The following is a 21246-nucleotide window of genomic DNA, read 5'->3' on the forward strand; positions in this document are numbered from 1 at the left end:
GGGGGCTGCGCGCCTGTGTGCGGATAATATTTGCACCTTTATGGGGCTTTGCATTTCAGTAGAGCACCAATATGGGGCGCATGCGTGCCCGATAAGGATTTTTGGTTAAAGCTTGCACAATTTCCGCTATAATCCGCGCCCCCCTTTTTCAGGCTGGCCTTGGCGCACGCTTTTTCCATGAAACTCATTGTCAAACCCTTCGCAGAAATCACCATCAAGAGCCGGCCGGTGCGCAAGCAGTTTATCCGCCAGTTGGCCAAGAACATCCGTACGGTGCTGCGTGATCTGGACCCCGAACTGGAGGTGCAGGGCGAATGGGACAATCTAGATCTGCTGAGCCAGGTGAGTGAGCCAAGGGTGCAGGCCGAGATGTTCGAGCGTCTGCGCAGCACGCCGGGCATTGCCCACTTTCTGGAAGTGCACGAATACCCCTATGTGGATTTCGACGACACCTTCGAGAAATGCCGTGAACATTTCGCGGTGCAGCTGCCGGGCAAGATCTTCGCCGTGCGCTGCAAGCGTGCCGGCAAGGGGCATGACTTCACCTCGGTGGACATGGAGGTCTATATCGGCAGCCGTTTGCGCCGCGAATGCGGGGCCGCCGGCATCGACCTCAAGCGCCCCGAGGTGGAGGTGCGCTTCGAGGTGCGCTACGACCGCCTGCTGATTGTCCACGCCCAGCACGAGGGCCTGGGGGGCTACCCGCTGGGTACGGTGGAGCAGAGCCTGGTGCTGATGAGCGGCGGCTTCGACTCCACGGTGGCGGCCTATCAGATGATGCGCCGCGGCCTGATGACCCACTTCTGTTTCTTCAACCTCGGCGGTCGTGCCCATGAGCTGGGTGTGATGGAAGTGGCCCACTACCTCTGGCAGAAGTTCGGCAGCTCGCACCGTGTGCTGTTTATCAGCGTGCCGTTCGAAGAGGTGGTGGGCGAGATCCTGACCCAGGTCGACAACAGCCATATGGGCGTGGTCCTCAAGCGCATGATGCTGCGCGCCGCCACCCAGATGGCCGAGCGCCTGCAGATCGAGGCGCTGGTCACCGGCGAGGCGATCAGCCAGGTCTCCAGCCAGACCCTGACCAATCTGTCGGTGATCGACTCGGCCACCGACATGCTGGTGCTGCGCCCGCTGCTGGCTGCGCACAAGCAGGACATCATCGACACCGCCGTGCGTATCGGCACCGCCGAGTTTGCCAAGAACATGCCGGAATACTGTGGGGTGATCTCGGTCAACCCCACCACCAAGGCCAAGCTGCCGCGTGTCGAACATGAAGAAAGCCAGTTCGATATGGCCGTGCTGGAGCGTGCCCTGGAGCGCGCCACCCTGTTGCCCATCGACCGGGTGATCGAGGAACTGGGCAAGGATGTGCAGGTCGAGGAAGTCAGTGAAGCCCTGGCCAGCCAGGTGATCATCGATATCCGTCACCCCGATGCCGCCGAGGATGACCCCCTCGAAGTCCCGGGCGTCGAGGTGCAGGCGCTGCCTTTTTATGCCCTGAACAACAAATTCAAGGAACTGGATGAAGCTCGCCAGTACCTGCTGTATTGCGACAAAGGGGTGATGAGCCGCCTGCATGCCCACCACCTGCTGAGTGAGGGGCATGCCAATGTGCGCGTTTATCGTCCGGCATAAGACCCCGGGGTTGAATGGCGGCAGTATCCGCCATCGCCCTCCCGACCCGCAGGTGGCGCGCGTACGCCGCCTGGCAGAAATCGCAATTGGTTAACACTCGCCGCCTAGACTAAGCGGCACACCGAATCCTCTGATCGAGATACACACGTGATCGAAAATCTCCGCAACATCGCCATCATTGCCCACGTCGACCATGGTAAGACCACCCTGGTAGACAAACTCCTGCGCCAGTCCGGCACCCTTGAGCGCAACGAGCTCAACGACGAGCGCGTGATGGACAGCAACGACCAGGAAAAAGAGCGCGGCATTACCATCCTGGCCAAGAACACCGCCATCCGTTGGGGCGAGTACCGCATCAACATCGTCGACACCCCCGGCCACGCCGACTTCGGCGGTGAAGTGGAGCGCGTGATGTCGATGGTCGACTCCGTGCTACTGCTGGTCGACGCCCAGGATGGCCCGATGCCGCAAACCCGCTTCGTGACCAAGAAGGCCTTCGAAGCCGGCCTGCGTCCGATCGTGGTGATCAACAAGGTCGACCGTCCGGGCGCGCGTCCGGACTGGGTGCTGGACCAGATCTTCGACCTGTTCGACAACCTCGGTGCCACCGAAGAGCAGCTGGACTTCCAGGTGGTCTACGCCTCGGCCCTGAACGGCATCGCCGGTCTCGACCACACCGCCATGGCCGAAGACATGACCCCGCTGTACCAGGCCATTGTCGACCACGTACCGGCCCCGACCGTTGACGTCGACGGCCCTTTCCAGATGCAGATCTCCGCCCTGGACTACAACAGCTTCCTCGGCATTATCGGTGTCGGCCGCATCGCCCGTGGTCGCGTCAAGCCGAACACCCCGGTGGTCGCCATCGACGCCGAAGGCAAGAAGCGCAACGGTCGTATCCTCAAGCTGATGGGCCACCACGGTCTGCACCGCGTGGACGTGGAAGAAGCCACCGCCGGCGATATCGTCTGCATCAGCGGCATGGATCAGCTGTTCATTTCCGACACCCTGTGCGACATCAACAACGTCGAGGCCATGAAGCCGCTGACCGTTGACGAGCCGACCGTGTCCATGACCTTCCAGGTCAACGACTCGCCGTTCTGCGGCAAGGAAGGCAAGTTCGTCACCAGCCGCAACATCAAAGAGCGTCTGGACAAGGAGCTGCTGTACAACGTGGCCCTGCGTGTGGAAGAAGGCGACAGCGCCGACAAGTTCAAGGTTTCCGGCCGTGGTGAGCTGCACCTCTCGGTCCTGATCGAAACCATGCGTCGCGAAGGCTTCGAAATGGGCGTCGGTCGTCCGGAAGTGATCATCCGCGAGGTCAATGGCGTCAAGCAGGAACCCTACGAGAACGTCACCATCGACATCCCGGAAGAGTCCCAGGGTAAGGTCATGGAAGAAATGGGCCTGCGCAAGGGCGACCTGAGCAACATGGTGCCGGATGGCAAGGGCCGTGTACGCCTGGAATACAACATCCCGGCCCGTGGTCTGATCGGCTTCCGTAACCAGTTCCTGACCCTGACCAACGGTGCGGGCATCCTCACCTCGATCTTCGACCGTTACGACACCATGAAGTCCGGCGCCATGTCCGGTCGTCAGAATGGCGTACTGGTGTCCATCGATACCGGCAAGGCCCTGACCTACTCCCTGGAAACCCTGCAGGCGCGCGGCAAGCTGTTTGTCGAGCACGGCCAGGAAATCTACAACGGTCAGATCATCGGTCTGAACAGCCGTGACAACGACCTGGGCGTGAACCCCACCAAGGGCAAGAAGCTCGACAACATGCGTGCTTCGGGCAAGGACGAAACCATCGCCCTGGTGCCGCCGGTTCGCTTCACCCTGGAGCAGGCCCTGGAATTTATCCAGGACGACGAACTGTGCGAAGTCACGCCCAAGTCGATCCGTCTGCGCAAGAAGATCCTCGACGAAGGCGAGCGTACCCGCGCTGCCAAGAAAGCCAAGAACTGATTCAGTTCTAGCTGACTGAAAAGCCCCCGCCGGCGCGAGCCTGCGGGGGCTTTTTCTTGGGCGGCTGTCAGGCCAGTGGCAGGCTGAAATAAAAGCGGGTGCCGGCGCTTGAGCTGGTAAAGCCGATGCTGCCCTGCATGCGCTCCACCAGGGCCTTGCAGATACTCAGGCCCAGGCCGGTGCCGTTCTGGCGCCGACTGTCCGAGCCGTCGGCCTGGGCGAAGCGCTGGAAGATGCGCGCCTGGAACGCCGGATCGATACCCGTGCCCTGGTCGCTGACACTGATCAGGGCCTGCTGGCCGTCGACCTCGGCACACAGGGTCACCTGCTGGCCGGCGCTGGAGAACTTCACGGCATTGCTGATCAGGTTGCTCAGAACCTGCTGCAGGCGCAGGGCGTCGGCTTGTACTCGGTAGTGCTCGGGCAAGGCCTGGGTGTCCAGGGTCAGGTGCACGGCGAAGCTGTCGGCATAGCCTTGGTTGTGGGCCAGCGCCTGTTGCAGTTGTTGGCGCAGGTCGAGGGGCTCCAGATGCAGACCGGCGCGGCCGGATTCGAGCTTTTCGATATCGAGAATGTCGTTGACGAGGCTGATCAGGCGCTCGCTGTTGCTCTGGGCGATCTGCACCAGTTGGCTGGCCTGCTCCGGCAGTGGGCCGGCGACGCCGCCGAGCAGCAGGCCGAGGGAACCCTTGATCGAGGTCAGGGGCGTGCGCAGTTCATGGCTGACAGTGGAGACGAACTCGCTTTTCAGGCGCTCGACCTGTTTGCGCGGGCTGATATCTCGCAGCACACCGATGTAGCTCAGCTGCTCACCCCGTTGATAGCGGCTCAGGCTGATTTCCAGTTCCAGCTGGCGACCATCGGCATGCCGGCCGAGCAACTCCAGAGGGCGGCCCTGCTCCGCAGTATGGAATGCCCAGTGTGGGTTCTGCAGGCTGGGCAGGAATGCACTGAGGTTCAGGCCGTGCAGTTGGTCCGGTTGCAGGCCGAACAGTGCTGCGGTGGCAGGGTTGGCCCGTTCGACCCGGCCCTGGACGTCGAAGATCAGGATCGACTCGGCGGCATGGTCGAGGATGGTGCTCAGCTCCAGCGTGCGCTGACGCACCTGCTGGCGGATCTGCTCGGCGCGGCCACTGACTGAGAGCAGAAAACCGCCGAGCAGGCTGCACAGCAGCAGGCCGCCGGCCAGCACGGCCCAGGACTGCAGGCTGCGCTGATGATTGAGCAGGGCCGTGCTGGGGGCGATGCTGACCTGCAACAGGCGTCCGGCGACCTCCAGTTGTTCACGCCAGAGCAGCGGCTCGGCATAAGGCGGCAGTTCCAGTTTGGCAGGCCCATACAGCAAGGCCGGCGTGTCCTGGATATCGAGCACCTGCAGCTGGTAGTCATCCCGGGGGTAGGCGGCCAGGGCGTGCTCAATCAGCTCGTCGGCCCGCAGCACGGCAACGACGAAACCGTACAGCTGTTGGCGCCGCTCAGTCACAGTGGCCGGTAGCTTGCCCCGGTAGACCGGCTGGTAGAGCAGCACGCCGGGACGCGGCTGGTCGTCCTGAATCAGGCTGATGGGGGCGAGCATGCGCTGTTCGCCGCTATCACGGGCCTGGTTCAGGGCTGCCTGGCGCAGAGGGTCCACGTACACATCCACGCCCAGGGTACGAGGTGCATCGCTCGCCGGTTCGATATAGAGAATGGGGGTATGTGCCATATGACTACCGGCCGGCTGCAGGCTGCCGTCAGCGTTTCGCTGGCGTATATGGAAGTCGGTGAGCCCCAGTTCGCGTTGCTGCTGCTCGAAACGGGGCCTTTCGGCTGCACTGATCCAGGGGTTCCAGCTCAGGGCATGCAGGCCTGGCAGTTGTTTACGCAAGGGCGTGACGAAACGTTTGAACTCGTCGCGCTCGACCTGCTGAGAGGCCGCGAATAGCCGCTCGATCGACTGCAGGGTCAGGGACTGCTGGCGAAAGCTCAGTTGCAGGCTGGCCAGCATCAGCTTGGCCTGCTCATGCACGCGGTAGCGCAGCTCGTTCTGCTCCACCTGGCTGGCGCGCAGGAAGATCAGCACCACCAGGGCGCAGCCGGCCAGCAGTGGTAGACCGACCGTGCTGGCCCGGCTGCGCCACAGCACCCGCGGCTGAGCGAACAGGATCAGGGTCAAGGGCAGGGCGATCAGCACGCCGATGCTGTCGCCGACCCACCAGGTCCAGGCGCTGATTGGCCAGTGGCTGAGGGGAATCACCCCGAACAACACCAGGCTGCCGCTGCCCAGCGCGGCACTGACCAGGCAGGCCAGGGGGCCGCCCAGCAGCAGGGTGAGAAAGATGCTGCGCTCGTCGGTCAGCGGGTCGGGGTAGCCGACCAGGCGCTGGATCAGCCAGGCACCCAGGGCGCAGGCCAGGGTACTGCCACTGGCGATCACCAGTGCCAGTTGCACGGCGTTGGCATCCAGTGCCGGTGCGATGCTGAGGTTGAGCAGGGTCGAGCCGAGCCACACCCCGGGCAGCAGCCGGTAGCCCCAGAGCAGGGTGGCGGCCAGGGCAATGCCGATGGGCGGGAAGATGGCGCTGGCAAAGCCGGGCGGGATGGCCAGCAGCGCCAGGCGCCCGGCCAGGGCATAGACCGCAACCAGCAGCAGGCAGTGCAGAAACCACGGGATGGGAGGTCGCATCATTCAGGGCAGGATCCTGGCGGTCGCACAGCCGTCGAAAAGAAGACGCGACCTATCAGAGTAAAGCAGGTATCGGTTTCGGCAGCCATGGGGCGCGGGCCTGCCTGCGGCTCGCTGATGGGCTGGGCGCATGCGGCGCGTGTTTGCTGCCGTTCCTGCTGGTGGGGTGATGAGGGTTATTGCTTTGAGTTGAAAGCAAAATGCCTCTGGGGTATCAGTTTTTCAGTTTCTGCTGCTCTGGGCTTAATCCGGGTTGATCCAGTATTTGTAAGGGTTTTAGCCGATGTCGAGCGTGTGAAAGGCTGGTGCCCAGGTTGCGCAAGGTTGTCTTGAACAGTTTTTATCGTTAAGGTTTATTTTAATTGAACGATCAATCAATAAAAAATGCCCAAGATTGGAATCAAGCAAACCCGCCGCCAGCAGTTGATCCAGGCCACCCTGGAATCGATCGCCGAGCTGGGCCTGCAGGACACCACCATCCTCACCATCAGCCGCAAGGCGCAGCTGTCCTCGGGGATCATCAGCCACTACTTCGGCGGTAAGCAGGCGCTGATTGAAGCCGCGCTGCGCTATCTGCTGGAGCAGTTGCGTCTGGAGCTGTTGCAGCGACTGCAGCAGGGGGCGATCAGCCCTGAGCAGCGTCTGCTGGCCATCGTCGAAGCCAACTTCACCGAGTTCCAGCGCTCCGAGCTGGCGGCGCGCACCTGGCTGAGCTTCTGGGCCCGCTCGATGCACGAGCCGGGCCTGGCGCGGCTGCAGCGCATCAACAACCGCCGCCTGTACAGCAACCTGCGCTTTGCCTTTGCCCAGCGTCTGCCTGCTGCTGTCGCCAGCGATGCGGCGGCCCAGGCCGCGGCACTGATCGACGGCTTCTGGCTGCGCAGCGCCCTGGATGCCGACCCCCAGGCCAGCTTCAGCCGCGCCGAGCGCCTGTGCAAAGCCTTTGTCCTGCAGTGCCTGGCGGCTGAAACCCACAACTTCAGCGAGGAGCGCCCATGAGCTTGCCCCGTTACCTTAACCATATCCACGGCCAGCCCCTGGCCAACGCCAGCGGTGAAACCTTCGAGGTGATCAACCCGGCTACCGGCGCGGTGATCTATCAGGTCGAGGTGGCCGATCAGTCCATCCGTGAAGCGGCCCTGCGCAGCGCCGCCGCAGGTTTTGCCGCCTGGTCGGCACTCTCCGGCCTGCAGCGCAGCCGTATCCTGCAGCGCGCCGTGGCCCTGCTGCGCGAGCGCAACGATGAGCTGGCGGCGATCGAAGTGGCCGACACCGGCAAGCCCTGGCAGGAAGCCGCCGTGGTGGATGTGCAGACCGGCGCCGATTCCATCGAATTCTTCGCCGGCCTGGCACCCAGTCTGGAGGGCAATCACCAGGACCTAGGCGGCGATTTCTACTACACCCGCCGCGAGCCTCTGGGCATCTGCGCCGGCATCGGTGCATGGAACTACCCGCTGCAGATCGCCTGCTGGAAGGCTGCGCCCGCTCTGGCCTGTGGCAACAGCATGATCTTTAAGCCCTCGGAGGAAACCCCGCTGGGCGCCCTCAAGCTGGCGGAAATCTTTATCGAGGCCGGCATGCCGCCGGGGGTGTTCAACGTGGTGCAGGGCGATGGCCGGGTGGGCGCCTGGCTGGCCGAGCAGCCGCAGATCGCCAAGGTGTCCTTTACCGGCCAGGTCAGCACCGGGCAGAAGGTCATGGCCGCGGCCGCCGGCTCACTCAAGGAAGTGACCATGGAACTGGGCGGCAAGTCGCCGCTGATCATCTTCGACGATGCCGACCTGGATAACGCAGTGTCCGCCGCGCTGCTCGGCAACTTCTACACCCAGGGCGAGATCTGCACCAACGGCACCCGGGTGTTCGTTCACGACAGCCTCTACGACGATTTCTGTGCGCGCCTGCTGAGTCGGGTGCGGGAGAACATCCGCATGGGTGACCCGATGGACCCGGCGACCAATTTCGGTGCGCTGATTTCCCGTGCCCATCAGGACAAGGTGCTCGGCTATATCGAGCAGGGCCTGGCCGAAGGCGCCACCCTGCTGTGTGGTGGCCGGGCGGCGCAGCCGGCCTGCGCGCCGGGCGGCTATTTCGTCGAGCCCACTGTCTTTGGCGATTGCCATGACGACATGCGCATCTGCCGCGAGGAAATCTTCGGCCCGGTCATGAGCCTGCTGCGCTTTCACGACGAGGCCGATGTGATCCGCCGCGCCAATGACACCGACACCGGCCTGGCGGCTGGGGTCTTTACCCGCGATATTCGCCGCGCCCACCGAGTGGTGGCGCAACTGCAGGCGGGCATCTGCTGGATCAACGCCTATGGCGCCTCGCCCGCCGAGATGCCGGTGGGCGGTTACAAGCTCTCCGGTATCGGCCGCGAGAACGGCCTGGCCACCCTCAATCACTACACCCAGCTCAAGGCCGTTTATGTCGGCATGGAGGACCTGCAGAGCCCTTTCTAAGGGCCAGGAGTCGCGCATGACTTATTCTCAATTCGACTACATCATCATCGGCGCCGGCTCGGCCGGCTGCGTGCTGGCCAACCGCCTCAGCGAAGACGGCCAGCACCAGGTGCTGCTGCTGGAGACCGGTGGCAGCGACAAGAGCATCTTTATCCAGATGCCCACCGCGCTCTCCATCCCCATGAACACGCGCAAATATGCGTGGCAGTTCACCAGCGATCCCGAACCCTACCTGGACAACCGCCAGATGCACTGCCCGCGCGGCAAGGTGCTGGGCGGCTCATCCTCGATCAACGGCATGGTCTACGTGCGCGGCCATGCCGGTGACTTCGACGAGTGGCAGGCCCTGGGTGCCGAAGATTGGGGTTATGCCCACTGCCTGCCGTACTTTCGCAAGGCCGAGACCTGGGCCTTCGGTGGCGATGCCTACCGGGGCGACACTGGCCCCCTGGCGGTGAACAACGGCAACAATATGCAGAACCCGCTGTACCGCGCCTTTATCGACGCCGGGGTGCAGGCCGGCTATCCGGCCACTGCCGATTACAACGGCATGCAGCAGGAAGGCTTTGGCGCCATGCACATGACCGTCAAGAACGGTCGGCGCTGGTCCACCGCCAATGCCTACCTGCGCCCGGCCATGCAGCGCGACAACCTGACCGTGGTGACCCATGCTCTGGTCGAGCGCATCCTGCTCGACGGCCAGCGCGCCGTGGGCGTGCGCTACAGTCGCAAGGGGCAGACGCAAGAGGTGCGCTGCCGCGCCGAGGTGATCCTCAGTGCCGGCCCCATCGGTTCGCCGCACCTGCTGCAGCTGTCCGGCATCGGCCGCCCCGAGGTGCTGCAGGCCGCCGGCATCGAGGTGCAGCATGCGTTGCCGGGCGTCGGCGAGAACCTGCAGGATCACCTGGAGTTCTACTTCCAGTACCGTTGCCAGCAGCCGATCACCCTCAACGGCAAGCTCGATTGGTGGAACAAGTTGCTGATCGGCACCCGCTGGATCCTGAAAAAGGACGGCCTTGGCGCCACCAACCACTTCGAGTCCTGCGGCTTTATCCGCTCTAAGGCCGGGGTGCCCTGGCCGGATCTGCAGTACCACTTCCTGCCGGCGGCCATGCGTTACGACGGCAAGGAGGCCTTCGACGGCCATGGCTTCCAGCTGCATATCGGCCACAACAAGCCCAAGAGCCGCGGTTTCGTTCGCGTGCGCAGCGCCGATCCGGCTGAGGCCCCGCAGATTCGCTTCAACTACTTGCAGCATGAGGACGACCGCGAGGGCTTTCGTGCCTGCGTGCGCCTGACCCGGGAGATCATCGCGCAGCCGGCCATGGACCCCTATCGCGGCGAGGAAATCCAGCCGGGTCGCGGGGTGCAGAGTGACGAGGAAATCGATCGTTTCGTGCGCCAGGCGGTGGAGAGCGCCTACCACCCTTGCGGCAGCTGCCGCATGGGCGAGGATGAGCTGGCGGTGGTCGACTCGCAGACCCGCGTGCATGGCCTTGAGGGCTTGCGCGTGGTGGACTCGTCGATCTTCCCGAGCATCCCCAACGGCAACCTCAATGCCCCGACCATCATGCTCGCCGAGCACGCCGCCGACCTGATTCGCGGCCGTGAAGCGTTGCCGGCCAGCGACCTGCCGGTGCGTGGCGATGCCCAGTGGCAGAGCCGTCAGCGCCTGCAGGCGGCCATGCGCCCGGCGTCCTGAACCCAGATTCGGGGCGCTGTGCGCCCCCGTTAGCACACCCCAACAACAGGAGGAGCACCCCATGCGATTAAACAAAGAACCCACTCATTACGACCGGAGGCAGCCATGACCCTCTGGTTATCCCTAGGCCTGATCTTCACCTTCGCTGCCATGGCAGTCATCCTCCTCAAATGGGGCAACCTGCGCTGTATCGGCGTGACCCCGGTACGTACCTTCACCTTTATCGCGATTCTCTTCACCTCGGGCCTGGATGTCGGCCTGATCATGTTCCCCCTCACCGAGTTCGCCAGCTACGCCGACCCGGAAAATCTCGAATATGCCTTCGCCAACCCCCTGGCGATCGAATTTGGCTTCTGGGCCTTTTTGATCTGGGGCTTCTACTTCCTCACCTGTTTCTACTTCTGCGTGATCGAACCGCGGGTGGGCTTCTTCGAGATTCCCCTGGTCAAATTGGTCAACAACCTGGTGATCATCGGCACCTGTGCCTTTACCGCGTTCCTGCTGCTGAGCAACCTGCCCTGGTACCTGCCGCAGATCGGTGATGGCGAGAGCCTGGTGCCGACCTTCTACCTGATCGTCCTGGCGGCGATTGCCATGGCGGTCTACTCCAGCACCAGCCTGCGCTATGTGCGCCTGCTGAGCCTGGGCACCACCTGGCTGTTTATCGCCCTGATCGGCTTTATGTGGAGTGCGGCGTTTCTCACCGACCAGGGCGATGTCGGCGACTTTATCGCCACCGCCAGCCTGATCGGCGCCTACTTCGGCAACCTGCACCAGTTCGTGCTGCCGCTCAACGACTACCACGAGTTCTACCTGTTCTGGTGGTTCTCCTGGAGCATCATGATCGGCCAGTTCACTGCCCGCTTTGCCGGCGGCCTGCGCACCTGGCAGCTGATGGCGGCGATGATGGTGTTCCCGTCCCTGGCCATCGGCGTCTGGTTCAGCGTGCTGTACTACTACCATGTCGAGGAACTGGCCATCAGCGGCTTTATCAACCTGGCCATGGTGAGTGTGGGCGTGCTGATGGTGATCAACTCCCTGGACTCGCTGATCCGCCTGTACACCGACAACCTGGGCATGACCACCCAGCGATTGGGCAAGCCGCTCTACCTGCTCGGCAATCTGTTGCTGATGTGCCTGCTGACCTTGCTGTTCAAGCTGGAATTCCTGCAGATCCAGTGGGTCGGCGCTCTGGTCATCGGCCTGTTCTTCGGCTGCTTCGGCTATATCCTGCTGAAGAAGCGTGAAGCGGTGGCCGGTATCACCGCCTCGCCTCGGGAGAACACCATGGACTTCAGCAAGATCGAGTGGGCCAGCTAAGCAGTGGTCCTGGCGCTCGACGCCCATGAAAAAGCCTCGCCCGAGTGATCTGGCGGGGCTTTTTCTTGATGGCGTGGATCGGCTTCGCTAGCGCATCAGGCCTTCCAGCACATCCGCCACGCGCATGGCCATCTTTCTGCGCCAGGGCGCGCTATGGGGGTTGGCCAGTACCCGGTCTTCATGGGCGAAGCTGTGGATGATGGCGTTGTAGCCGAGCCAGCGCAGGGGCTCGGGCTCCCAGTGCGGTAGCTGCCTGATGGCGCCGTGCTGCACCCAGGGCTGGCGGGTCAGCTGGTTGTCCTGGCCGAGGATCAGGGCGGCCAGGGTGCGTCCCCCCAGGTTGCTGGCGCCTACGCCTTCGCCGCCATAGCCGCCGGCCAGGGCGATGCCGCTGGCCTGGTCCAGCAGCATATGCGGGCGGAAGCGCCGGGCCATGCCCAGGTTGCCGCCCCAGGTGTGAGTGATGCGCACGTCCTTGAGCTGCGGGAACAGCTCGCCAAACAGATAGCGGCGCAGTTCGCGCTCGTGCTCTGTGTGTTCGAAATCGTTGCGCAAACGGCCGCCAAAGCGGTAGCCGCCTCTGGCGCCGAACACCAGGCGATTATCGGCGGTGCGCTGGCCGTAGGTGACCTGGCGACTCAGCTCGCTAAAGGCCTCGCCGCGCTCCAGGCCGATCTCGGCCCAGACTTCCTTGGACAGCGGTTCGGTGGCCAGCAGCAGGCTCTGCACCGGCAGCTGGTGACGATGCAGCGGCGGCAGGCTGGCGGCATAGCCTTCCACGGCCGGGACTATCCACTGGGCGCGCACGCTGGCCTTGTCGGTGCGCAGCTGGCCGGGCTGCCAGTCCAGCACCGGGCTTTGCTCATAGAGTTCGACGCCCAGGGCGCTGACGCAGCGGGCCAGGCCACGTACCAGCTTGGCCGGCTGGATGGTGGCGCAGTGCGGGCTGTGAATGGCGCCGAAGGCGTTGGTCATGCTGATGCGTTTGCCGAGGTCGAAGGGGGTGAGCCAGCGGTAGTCGGTCTCATCCAGGCCCAGGGCACGCAGGGCGGCGAGCTGGGCCTTGAGGCTGTCCAGCTGTTCGGGGTAACGCGCGGCGCAGTAGAACACCCCGCCCTTGCGGTAGTCGCAATGGATGCCTTCGCGCTCCAGCACCTGGGCCACCTCGTCGGGAATGCCATGCAGCAGGTCGAAGGCTTCGCGCCGGGCGCTGTTGTCCAGACCGGCGAGCAGGCGGTCTTCGCCGAGCAGGTTGCCCATCAACCAGCCGCCGTTGCGCCCGGAGGCGCCAAAGCCCGCGATCTGCGCTTCCAGAACGGCGATGCGCAGCTGCGGGGCCTGGCGCTTGAGGTAGTAGGCGGTCCACAGCCCGGTGTAGCCGGCGCCGATGATCGCCACGTCGACCTCCAGGTCCTGCTCCAGGGCCGGGCGGGGCGTCAGGGGTTCGTCGAGCTGATCCATCCACAGACTGATGTTGCGCCAGGGGTTCATGCAGGGGCTCCGAGCAAGTGGGATGGAGACAGCCTAGTCGTGGGGCTCCGGGCTGTCGTGCGTGCGTGCCCGCAGGGAAAGCTGGCACAGGTAGGCGCGCGGAGTTTGCCCGCAGTGCCGGCGAAAGCAGCTGTAGAAGCTCGACAGTGAGTTGAAGCCGGCGGCGAAGGCCAGGGCGTCGATACGTTGCGGGTCGCTGCCGGGCGTGAGCTGGGCCAGCAGATGCTCCAGGCGCAGCTGGCTGATCTGGCGGTAGAAGCTTTGCCCCAGCACCTGATTGAACAGAAAGGACAGTTGATTGCGGCTGTAGCCGGTGGCGTCGGCCAGCTGTTGCAGGTCCAGATCCGGGTCGAGGTAGGGCTGCTGGTGCTGCATATAGCTCTGCAGGTCGGCGGCCATCTGGCCGATCTGCCGGGGCGACAGACCCAGGCGACTACTGGCCGGGCGCTGCGTCGCGGCTTGCGCCTGGGGACGCGCCTCGTTGACCAGGGTGGCGTACTCGTGCACGCGCCAGATCAGGTCGTCGCGCACGCTGATCGCCTCGCTGCTGCGAAAGGCCACCAGGCCGGCGCTGCCCTGCAGTTGCAGGCGGTACTGGATAAAGGCCGTATGGCCATCGACGCGGATGCGGTCGCTGTGCTCCAGACGTTCCTCGGCCTGGCGCGGCAGGTTGGCGGCGACGTAGGCGCGCAGCTCGCCGAGGCCCAGGCAGCGCTGCTGGTAGAAGTCGTGGTACTGGATGTCAGGGTGGTACAGGGCCAGCACCGCCTCCAGGTCGCGGGCGCGCCAGCTCTGGTGATAGCGCTGCACCACGGCCAGGGTGCGGGCGCTCTGGGCGGCATCATCGGGAATGTCGTCGGGCTGCATGGGTGGGCGCAGGCTCAGGCTCGGGTGGCGACCAGAGTGCCCGAGCCAGGCCAGGCACTCAAGGCTGCGGCGCCTTGCTCTCGTGCAGGTGCAGGCTGCGCTTGAGACGGCGCGTGCCGTACCACACCAGGCCGACACACAGCGGCACGGCGATGCCGGTGGCCAGGGCGCTGCTGCCGATCAGGCCGAGGGCCTTGGCCGACTCCGCCAGGTACTTGCACAAGCCCACCAGGTAGTAACTGATGGCCGCCACCGACAGGCCTTCCACCGTCTGCTGCAGGCGCAGCTGCAGGTGACCGCGCTTGTCCATGGCCTGCATCAGTTGCTGGTTCTGGGTTTCGATGGTCAGGTCGATGCGCGCGCGCAGCAGCTCGCTGGCGCGCTGAACGCGGCGGGCCAGGTCGTGCAGGCGCTGTTCCGCCGCTTCGCTGGTGCGCCAGGCCGGGGTCAGACGACGCTGGAGGAATTCGCTGAAGGTCTGCAGGCCCTGGCATTCCTCCTCACGCAGTTCGGCCAGGCGGTTGCTGACCAGTTCGTGGTAGGCGCGGGTGGCGGAGAAACGGTAGTTGTGGGTGGCGATCAGCTGTTCGATGGCCGCCGCCAGGCGCCCCAGTTCGTCGAGCAGGCGGCGCTCGTCAGCCAGGTCGCGGATCTGGTTGATCTGCTGGATGGCGGTACCCAGTTGCTGCTCCATGGCCTTGATCTGCGGGGCGATGGCCTTGGCCTGGGGCAGGGCCAGGAGCAGCATCATGCGATAGGTTGCCATCTCCAGCAGGCTGCGCACCAGGCGCCCGCTCTGACAGGGATTGAGGCCGCGGTTGTGGATCAGCAGGCGGCCGCAGCCGTCGCTGTGGATGCGGTAGGCACTCCACAGGCGAGCCTGGCCGTCGCCGACCCGCGAGCTGATCAGGCGCTGACCCTCGAAGTGAGCGCGCATCTGATCCGGGCTCGGCTCGCTGTCCGGCGCCGCCAGCAGCTCCAGCTGGTTGCAGCTGATCAGCTGGCCGGGCAGCGATTGCAGCCAGTGCTCCGGCAGCAGGGCGAGCAGGTCCTGGCTAAAGGGCGCACCTGCCGCCTGCTGGCCGATCAGGGTGTAGGTGGAAAACTCGGTGTGGCGTTCCCAGCGCAGCTCGAAGCCGCCAAAACTCTGGTAGTAGCAGGACGAGTCCGCTGCCGGCGGCAGCACCGCATGGCGCTGGCATAGCTGCAACAGATGCTGGTACTCGGCGCCTGGTTGCATGGGATCGGGCAGCAGCACCCAGTGCACCAGATGGCTGGGCGTTTCCAGCACCGGGAAGGGGCGGGTATGCAGCTCGTTGAACAGCGCCTGGCGCTCGGGGTGGAACTGCAGGGGCTGGGTGTTGGCGGACAGGGACATAGGACGCACGGCTGGCTGGGCTGACCGGGCAGTCTAGCCAGGCGCGGCGCGCAGTGGCATGTGTCGTTTTGCCGCGATCAGTCGGGCAGCTTGTCAGCTCTTGGGCTTATAGGCGCAGTAACCGGGGCGTGGGCCGATCCTGGGGTGGTTGCGGCAGGTATCCGGGCGCTTGTCGTAGATGGTGCACAGGCGGGTCTTGCGATCCAGGTAGTAGCAGTCGTTGTTGCTCATGCGGGTCAGGGTGAAGATGCCCGACTTCTGGTGAAAGCGTTCGACGATGCCGTCCTTCTGCAGGCGCTTGGCGATGTTCTTCAGTGGCTCGCTGCGCTCGAATTCATCCACCACGCCGATGCGGATCAGGTCGTTCAGGCGCGCCTCAACCGGCAGGGTGCAGCAGCTGGACATGCAGCTGTGGCACATATCGGCGGTGTACTTGGCCCAGGTTTCCAGGCGGTCGAGTTCGGCGGCGGCAATCAGGTTGTTTTTCATCGGCTGGGCAGGGCTGGCTGGGCGGCGGGCGATGATAGCGGGACTGGCGGTTTTGTGAATCAGAATCTGCCGGCCGGTTATCGCCTGTGTCTGTGACCCAGGCCACAGGCGTCTCTCTGTGTAGACCTCGGGCTGGCTCCTATACTGCTGCCAGTCGGCGGAGTGGCAAATGGCCGGATCACTGGGGAAGGAAGGCGTGCATGCAATGGATCTTTATGCTGGTCGGGCTGGTGCTGGGGGCGGTGGCCGACGAGTCCCTGACCGGAGCCATTCTCGGCGCCCTGATCGGCCTGGGCTTGGGTCAGGCCCTCAGGCTGCATGGCCTGGCCCAGGAGAATGCGGCGCTCAAGGCCGAGCTCAAGGGCTTTGCCCAGCGCTTCGAGCAGGGCACCACGGCGCTCTATGAGCGGCTGGTCAAGCTGGAACAGGGTGCTGCGCCCCAGGCCGAGCCCGTCGCCGAGCCTGAAGCGCCGCCCCCTCAGCCGCAAGAAACGCCGACGCCAAACGTTGCCGCTGCCGAGGACGTTGCGGCGGAGCTGGACTGGACCCTGGATATCGAGCTGCCTGAAGCCGTTGCCGAACCTGTTGCGGCACGGCAGGTGGCACCACAGCCCGAGCCGGCTGTGGCCCAGGCATCGCCCTGGGTGGCGGATACGCCCCGTGAACCTTCGCCCATCGCGCGCCTGTTCGGTATGGCCAAAGACTGGCTGCTGGGCGGCAATACGCTGCTGCGGGTCGGTGTGGTGCTGCTGTTTCTCGGCCTGGCCTTTTTGCTGCGCTACGCCACCGAAGGCGTGGTGGTGCCGCTGGAGCTGCGCTATGCCGGGGTGGCGGCCAGCGCCATGGGGCTGCTGGGTTTGGGCTGGTGGCTGCGTGGACGCAACCCCGGCTACGCCCTGATGCTGCAGGGCACCGGGGTGGCGGTGCTGTATCTGACGGTGTTTGCCGCCATGCGCCTGCACCCCTTGCTCGACCCGACCCTGGCCCTGGGCCTGCTGGTGCTGGTGACAATCTTCTCGGCCATTCTCGCGGTGCAGCAGGATGCCCTGGGCCTGGCCGCAGCGGCAGCCCTGGGCGGCTTTGCCGCGCCGATCCTGACCTCTACCGGCAGTGGCGACCATGTGGCGCTGTTCAGCTATTTCGCCCTGCTCAACGCCGGTATCTTTGCCATCGCCTGGTTCAAGGCCTGGCGTCTGCTCAATCTGATCGGCTTTGTCGGCACCTTCGGCATCGGCTTTGCCTGGGGCTTGCGCTCCTACACCCCGGAGCTGCTGTGGAGCACCCAGCCGTTTCTGCTGTTGTTCTTTCTGATGTACGTGGCCATCGGCCTGCTGTTTGCCCGACGCAAGCTGATGGGCGCCGAGGATGCGCCTGAAACTCGGGGCGACATGCTGCGCTGGGCGGCGCGCAAGGGCGACTATATCGACGCCACGGTGCTGTTCGGCCCGCCGCTGGTGGGTTTTGGCCTGCAGTTCGCCCTGATCCGTCATATCGAGTTTGCCGCCGCCTTTAGCGCCCTGGGCCTGGGCCTGTTCTATCTGCTGCTGGCGCGGCTTCTGGTTGGGCGCCTGGGCACGCGGGTGCAGCTGCTGGTGGAAACCTGCCTGGCCCTGGGCGTGGTGTTCGCCAGCCTGGCCATTCCCCTGGGCCTGGATGCGCGCTGGACCTCGGCGGCTTGGGCGGTGGAAGGTGCCGGTATCTACTGGCTGGGTCTGCGCCAGGGCCGTGGCCTGGCCCGGGGCTTTGCTCTGCTGTTGCAGTTCGGCGCGGCGCTGGCCTTTCTACTCAGCCTGCAGGCGGGCGATACCACCCTGCTGGTGGGAGCGCCCCTGGGCGCGCTGATGCTCGGCGCGGCGTTGCTGTTCAGCTACTGGCAGCTACGCCGCAGCCCGCTTGAGGCCAGCCATGCCTGGGAGCGTCGTGGCTTGCCGCTGCTGGCGTGTGCGGGGCTGGCTTTCCTCTACCTGATGGCGCCGCTGCTGTTTGCCGTGCAGGGTACGGCCATCTGTTGGGCCCTGGCCGGCCTGGCCAGCCTGTGGCTGGGCCTGCGTGTGCAGGCGCGCAGCTTTATCGGCTGCGCCTTTGCCGTGCAGTTGCTCGGCGGCTTGCTGTTTATGCTGCAGATGAGCGGTCAGAGCCTGGGCCAGGGCTTTGCCGCCGGCTGGCCGGGCCTGCTCACGTCACTGTTGATCGGTTTCGGCCTGGTGGCCGGCATGCTGATGGCGGCCCGCGATCCTCAGGTGGCCAGTGATCGTCGTTTGCTGGCCGGGCTGTCGCTGGTGCTGCTGGTGGGCCTGGTGTTCGTCAACCTGGCGGTGCTGTTTGTCCTGCCCCTGGCCACGGCCAGTGCGGTCTGGGCCGGCAGCGGTCTGCTGATCCTCTGGCTCAGCCTGCACCTGCAGCAGCGCGCCGGCTTCTTCTTTGGCCTGGGCCTGCAGGTGCTGGCGGGGTTGGTGTTTCTTGCGGTCAGCCCGCTGTTGCTCAGCGGGCTGACCCGCGAGGGGGGGCGGCCCCTGGCCCATATCGATTTCTGGACGCCGCTGCTGCTGGGCATTGCCGCGCTGGTTGGGGCCTGGCGCCTGCAGCGCCTGGGCCGTAGTGATACGACCGGGGTGTTGGCGGCACGCAGCCTGCCGGGCCTGGCCCAGCTGCTCCTGGTGTGGGGCGCGGCCTGGTGGGGCCTGGCTTTGGCCAGCGAAGTGCTGCGCTTTGTTCCGGTTGATTGGCAGACGGCGGCCTTGCTTGGCCTGCTTGCCCTGAGTATGACCATGGCCGGTTGGCTGGCGCCGCGTACCCGCTGGCCGGAACTGGCCCTGCTGACCTGCCTGCTCACGCCTGTGGCGGCGGTGGTGTTGCTGCATGCCTGGCACCTGCATTACCAGCCGGCGGCGGGTTTCGGCTGGCTGGCCTGGGCGCTGCTGTTTGCCGTGCACTTCTGGTCACTGCGGCGCCTGGACGCCCTGCTGCCGGCCGGTGCCCGCAGCGCTGCCCATGTGCTGGGCTGCTGGTTGCTGCTGGGGGTGTTGGCGCTGGAGCTGCGCTACCTGCTGCTGAGCCTGTCCGAGCATTACAACGCCTGGCGCTGGCTGGGCTGGGCCGTGCTGCCGGCCGCCTACCTGTGGCTGATGGCGCGGCCCCGGCAGCGTCCCTGGCCCCTGGTGCAGCATGATCGGGCCTATCGCCTGCTGGCCGCCGCGCCCCTGGCGCTGCTGATGCTCGGCTGGTTCTGGCTGGCCAATCTGCTGAGCGCCGGCAATGCCGAGCCCTTGCCCTACCTGCCGTTGCTCAATCCGCTGGAGCTGGGCCTGCTGCTGACCCTTGGTGCCTTGTTGGCCTGGGCGCGCACGGTGCTGCCCGAGCTGGGGATGGACGCTGGGCGCAGCCAGTGGCTGGTCCAGGCCGTGGCTGGCGCTTCGCTGTTTGCCCTGCTCACCGCCATGGTGATGCGCACCGCCCACCATTGGGGGACTGTGCCCTATCGGCTGGATGCCCTGCTCGATTCGATGCTGGTGCAGGCCGGGCTGTCCATCGTCTGGACCCTGATCGCCCTGCCGCTGATGCTTGTCGGCCACCGCCGTGGCCAGCGCCAGCTGTGGTTGCTGGGCGCGGCGCTGATTGCCGTGGTGGTGGCCAAGCTGTTCTTTGTCGAGCTGGGCAACCGCGGTGGCCTGGAGCGTATCGTGTCCTTTATCGGTGTTGGTCTGTTGCTGCTGGTGGTGGGCTATTTCGCCCCGCTGCCGCCGCGCCAGGCCGAGCCTGCGCAAGCCCAGGAGAGCGCATGAAAAGCATCATCCAGGCCACCCTCCTGATGGCCTTCGTACTTTCTCCAGCCATGGCAGCGGAACGCCTCGACGACTACGCCAGCCAATGGCCCATCGAACTGTCCGGCGAAGGGCCCTGGTATCGCCTGGAGGTGCCCATGGCCCTGCACTTCGCCGCTCGCTACGGCGATCTACGCGACCTGCGGGTGTTCAATGGCGCTGGCCAGCCCCTGGCCTATGCCCTGACTCCGGGGCAGGCGCCGAGCCAGGACAGTCTGCGACAGCATCAGGTGCGCTGGTTCCCCGTGCATGCGGGGGCCGGGGAGGGGCTGGCTGTGTCGAACCTGCGGGTGCAGCGCAGCAGCAGTGGCACTCTGATCGAAGTGCTGGATGAGGCGAACGAGCAGATGCCGGCCACCCGCTTGCGCGGCTGGGTGCTGGATGCCAGCGCCATCGACGACGAGCTGGTGCAGTTGCAGCTGAACTGGGTGGGCGGCGAGGACGGTTTCCAGCGTTTCAGCATCGAGGCCAGCGACGATCTGCAGCATTGGCAGGCCTGGGGTAGCGGACAGCTGGCGCGGCTGTCCTTCGCCGATGAGCGTATCGAACAGCGTCAGGTGGAGCTGCCGGGGCGCACGGCGCGTTACCTGCGCCTGCTCTGGCAGAGCCCGCAGCAGGCGCCGCAGTTGACCGAGGTGCAGCTGAGTAGCCGACGCCGCGAACAGGCGCTGGCGCCCCTGGTCTGGTCGCAGCCATTGGTGGCCAGCGTCAGCCCGGACGGTCAGTATCAGTGGCAGCTGCCTCTGGCCCTGCCTATCGAGCGCCTGCGTCTGGCGCTGGAACAGGAGAACAGCCTGGTGCCGCTGCGGGTCAGCGGCCGTGGCGATAACCAGAGTGCCTGGCGCAGCCTGACCAGCGGTCTGCTCTACCGCCTGCCGGAAAATGGCCAGGAACTGCGCCAGGACGAGCTGCAACTGCCGGGCTGGTCGGTGCGCCAGCTGCGCGTGCAGGTGGATCAGCGTGGTGGCGGTTTGGGCAGTGCTGCGCCGAGCCTGCAGGTGGCGGTGCGGGCCAGTCAGCTGGTGTTTCTCCTACGCGGTGAACCACCTTATCACCTGGCGGTGGGGCGCACGGGTGCGCAGTCGGCGGCGCTGCCGCTGAATACGCTGATCCCCGGTTACCAGCCGCAGCGCCTGGCGCAGCTGGGGCAGGCCCGGATTGAACTGCAGGCCGAAGTGCTGCAGCCGCCGGGCGAGGTGGTGGCTCAGGACTGGAGGCGTTGGGGGCTGTGGGCCGTGCTGCTGGCGGGGGTCGGCCTGCTGGCGCTGATGGCCCTGAGTCTGTTGCGGCGCAGCCAATAAAGCATGATCGCGTTACAGTTTTTGCAGTATTGTTGGCACCTTCGGATTTATTTGAATTTGAGGTCAGGACGGCCCGTGATTCATTCCGCTGCGCAAGGCCACCGGCTACCGGTGGCGACCCCTCGCCCGCGTCGATTGCCGTCGCTGTGG

13 protein-coding genes are annotated in these 21246 nt (G+C 65.2%); 8 read left to right on the top strand and 5 right to left on the bottom strand.

Annotation, left to right across the window (positions count from 1 at the left end; all coding sequences use genetic code 11):
• Positions 1 to 177 precede the first annotated feature (177 nt).
• Positions 178 to 1635, top strand: a complete 1458-nt coding sequence (thiI, locus tag GJV18_RS04225) for a tRNA uracil 4-sulfurtransferase ThiI (RefSeq protein WP_160343463.1) — start codon at positions 178 to 180, stop codon at positions 1633 to 1635.
• A gap of 147 nt (positions 1636 to 1782) precedes the next feature.
• The gene (gene typA, locus GJV18_RS04230) at positions 1783 to 3603 is read left to right on the top strand and encodes a translational GTPase TypA (protein ID WP_160343464.1); all 1821 of its coding nucleotides are present in this window, start codon (positions 1783 to 1785) and stop codon (positions 3601 to 3603) included.
• Between the two features lie 67 nt (positions 3604 to 3670).
• Here typA and GJV18_RS04235 read toward each other — a convergent pair whose 3' ends face one another.
• Positions 3671 to 6271 (bottom strand): CHASE domain-containing protein, encoded by a 2601-nt coding sequence (locus tag GJV18_RS04235; protein ID WP_160343465.1) that lies wholly within the window; start codon positions 6269 to 6271, stop codon positions 3671 to 3673.
• Positions 6272 to 6652: 381 nt separating this feature from the next.
• On the opposite strand from GJV18_RS04235, the gene betI reads away from it, so the two are divergent.
• From betI to GJV18_RS04255, 4 genes are all read left to right on the top strand, one after another.
• Positions 6653 to 7267, top strand: a complete 615-nt coding sequence (gene betI, locus GJV18_RS04240; RefSeq protein ID WP_160343466.1) for a transcriptional regulator BetI — start codon at positions 6653 to 6655, stop codon at positions 7265 to 7267.
• Complete coding sequence (betB, locus tag GJV18_RS04245; protein WP_160343467.1) at positions 7264 to 8727, top strand: betaine-aldehyde dehydrogenase; 1464 nt, start codon at positions 7264 to 7266, stop codon at positions 8725 to 8727. Before betI ends, betB begins: the two co-directional genes overlap by 4 nt.
• 16 nt (positions 8728 to 8743) lie before the next feature.
• A complete protein-coding gene (gene betA, locus GJV18_RS04250) occupies positions 8744 to 10429 on the top strand; it encodes a choline dehydrogenase (protein ID WP_160343468.1) in 1686 nt (561 codons plus the stop codon).
• Between the two features lie 105 nt (positions 10430 to 10534).
• On the top strand, positions 10535 to 11749 hold the full coding sequence (locus tag GJV18_RS04255; protein ID WP_160343469.1) for a BCCT family transporter: 1215 nt from the start codon (positions 10535 to 10537) through the stop codon (positions 11747 to 11749).
• 87 nt (positions 11750 to 11836) lie between these two features.
• Here the strand turns inward: GJV18_RS04255 and GJV18_RS04260 are convergent, their stop codons facing one another.
• The 4 genes from GJV18_RS04260 to GJV18_RS04275 all read right to left on the bottom strand — a co-directional run bounded on the left by GJV18_RS04260 (position 11837) and on the right by GJV18_RS04275 (position 15974).
• Positions 11837 to 13240 (bottom strand): NAD(P)/FAD-dependent oxidoreductase, encoded by a 1404-nt coding sequence (locus GJV18_RS04260; RefSeq protein WP_160343470.1) that lies wholly within the window; start codon positions 13238 to 13240, stop codon positions 11837 to 11839.
• 33 nt (positions 13241 to 13273) lie between these two features.
• The gene (locus GJV18_RS04265; RefSeq protein WP_160343471.1) at positions 13274 to 14107 is read right to left on the bottom strand and encodes an AraC family transcriptional regulator; all 834 of its coding nucleotides are present in this window, start codon (positions 14105 to 14107) and stop codon (positions 13274 to 13276) included.
• Between the two features lie 58 nt (positions 14108 to 14165).
• Positions 14166 to 15485, bottom strand: a complete 1320-nt coding sequence (locus tag GJV18_RS04270; protein WP_160343472.1) for a DUF3422 family protein — start codon at positions 15483 to 15485, stop codon at positions 14166 to 14168.
• 93 nt (positions 15486 to 15578) lie between these two features.
• Complete coding sequence (locus tag GJV18_RS04275; protein ID WP_108486224.1) at positions 15579 to 15974, bottom strand: YkgJ family cysteine cluster protein; 396 nt, start codon at positions 15972 to 15974, stop codon at positions 15579 to 15581.
• 200 nt (positions 15975 to 16174) lie between these two features.
• Between GJV18_RS04275 and GJV18_RS04280 the strand changes: the two genes are divergently transcribed.
• The gene (locus tag GJV18_RS04280) at positions 16175 to 19756 is read left to right on the top strand and encodes a DUF2339 domain-containing protein (RefSeq protein ID WP_160343473.1); all 3582 of its coding nucleotides are present in this window, start codon (positions 16175 to 16177) and stop codon (positions 19754 to 19756) included.
• Positions 19753 to 21096, top strand: a complete 1344-nt coding sequence (locus GJV18_RS04285; protein ID WP_160343474.1) for a DUF3999 domain-containing protein — start codon at positions 19753 to 19755, stop codon at positions 21094 to 21096. The genes GJV18_RS04280 and GJV18_RS04285 overlap by 4 nt, the downstream gene beginning before the upstream one ends.
• The last annotated feature ends 150 nt before the right edge of the window (positions 21097 to 21246 follow it).

Source organism: Pseudomonas xionganensis (assembly GCF_009763245.1).
Lineage (GTDB): Bacteria > Pseudomonadota > Gammaproteobacteria > Pseudomonadales > Pseudomonadaceae > Aquipseudomonas > Aquipseudomonas xionganensis.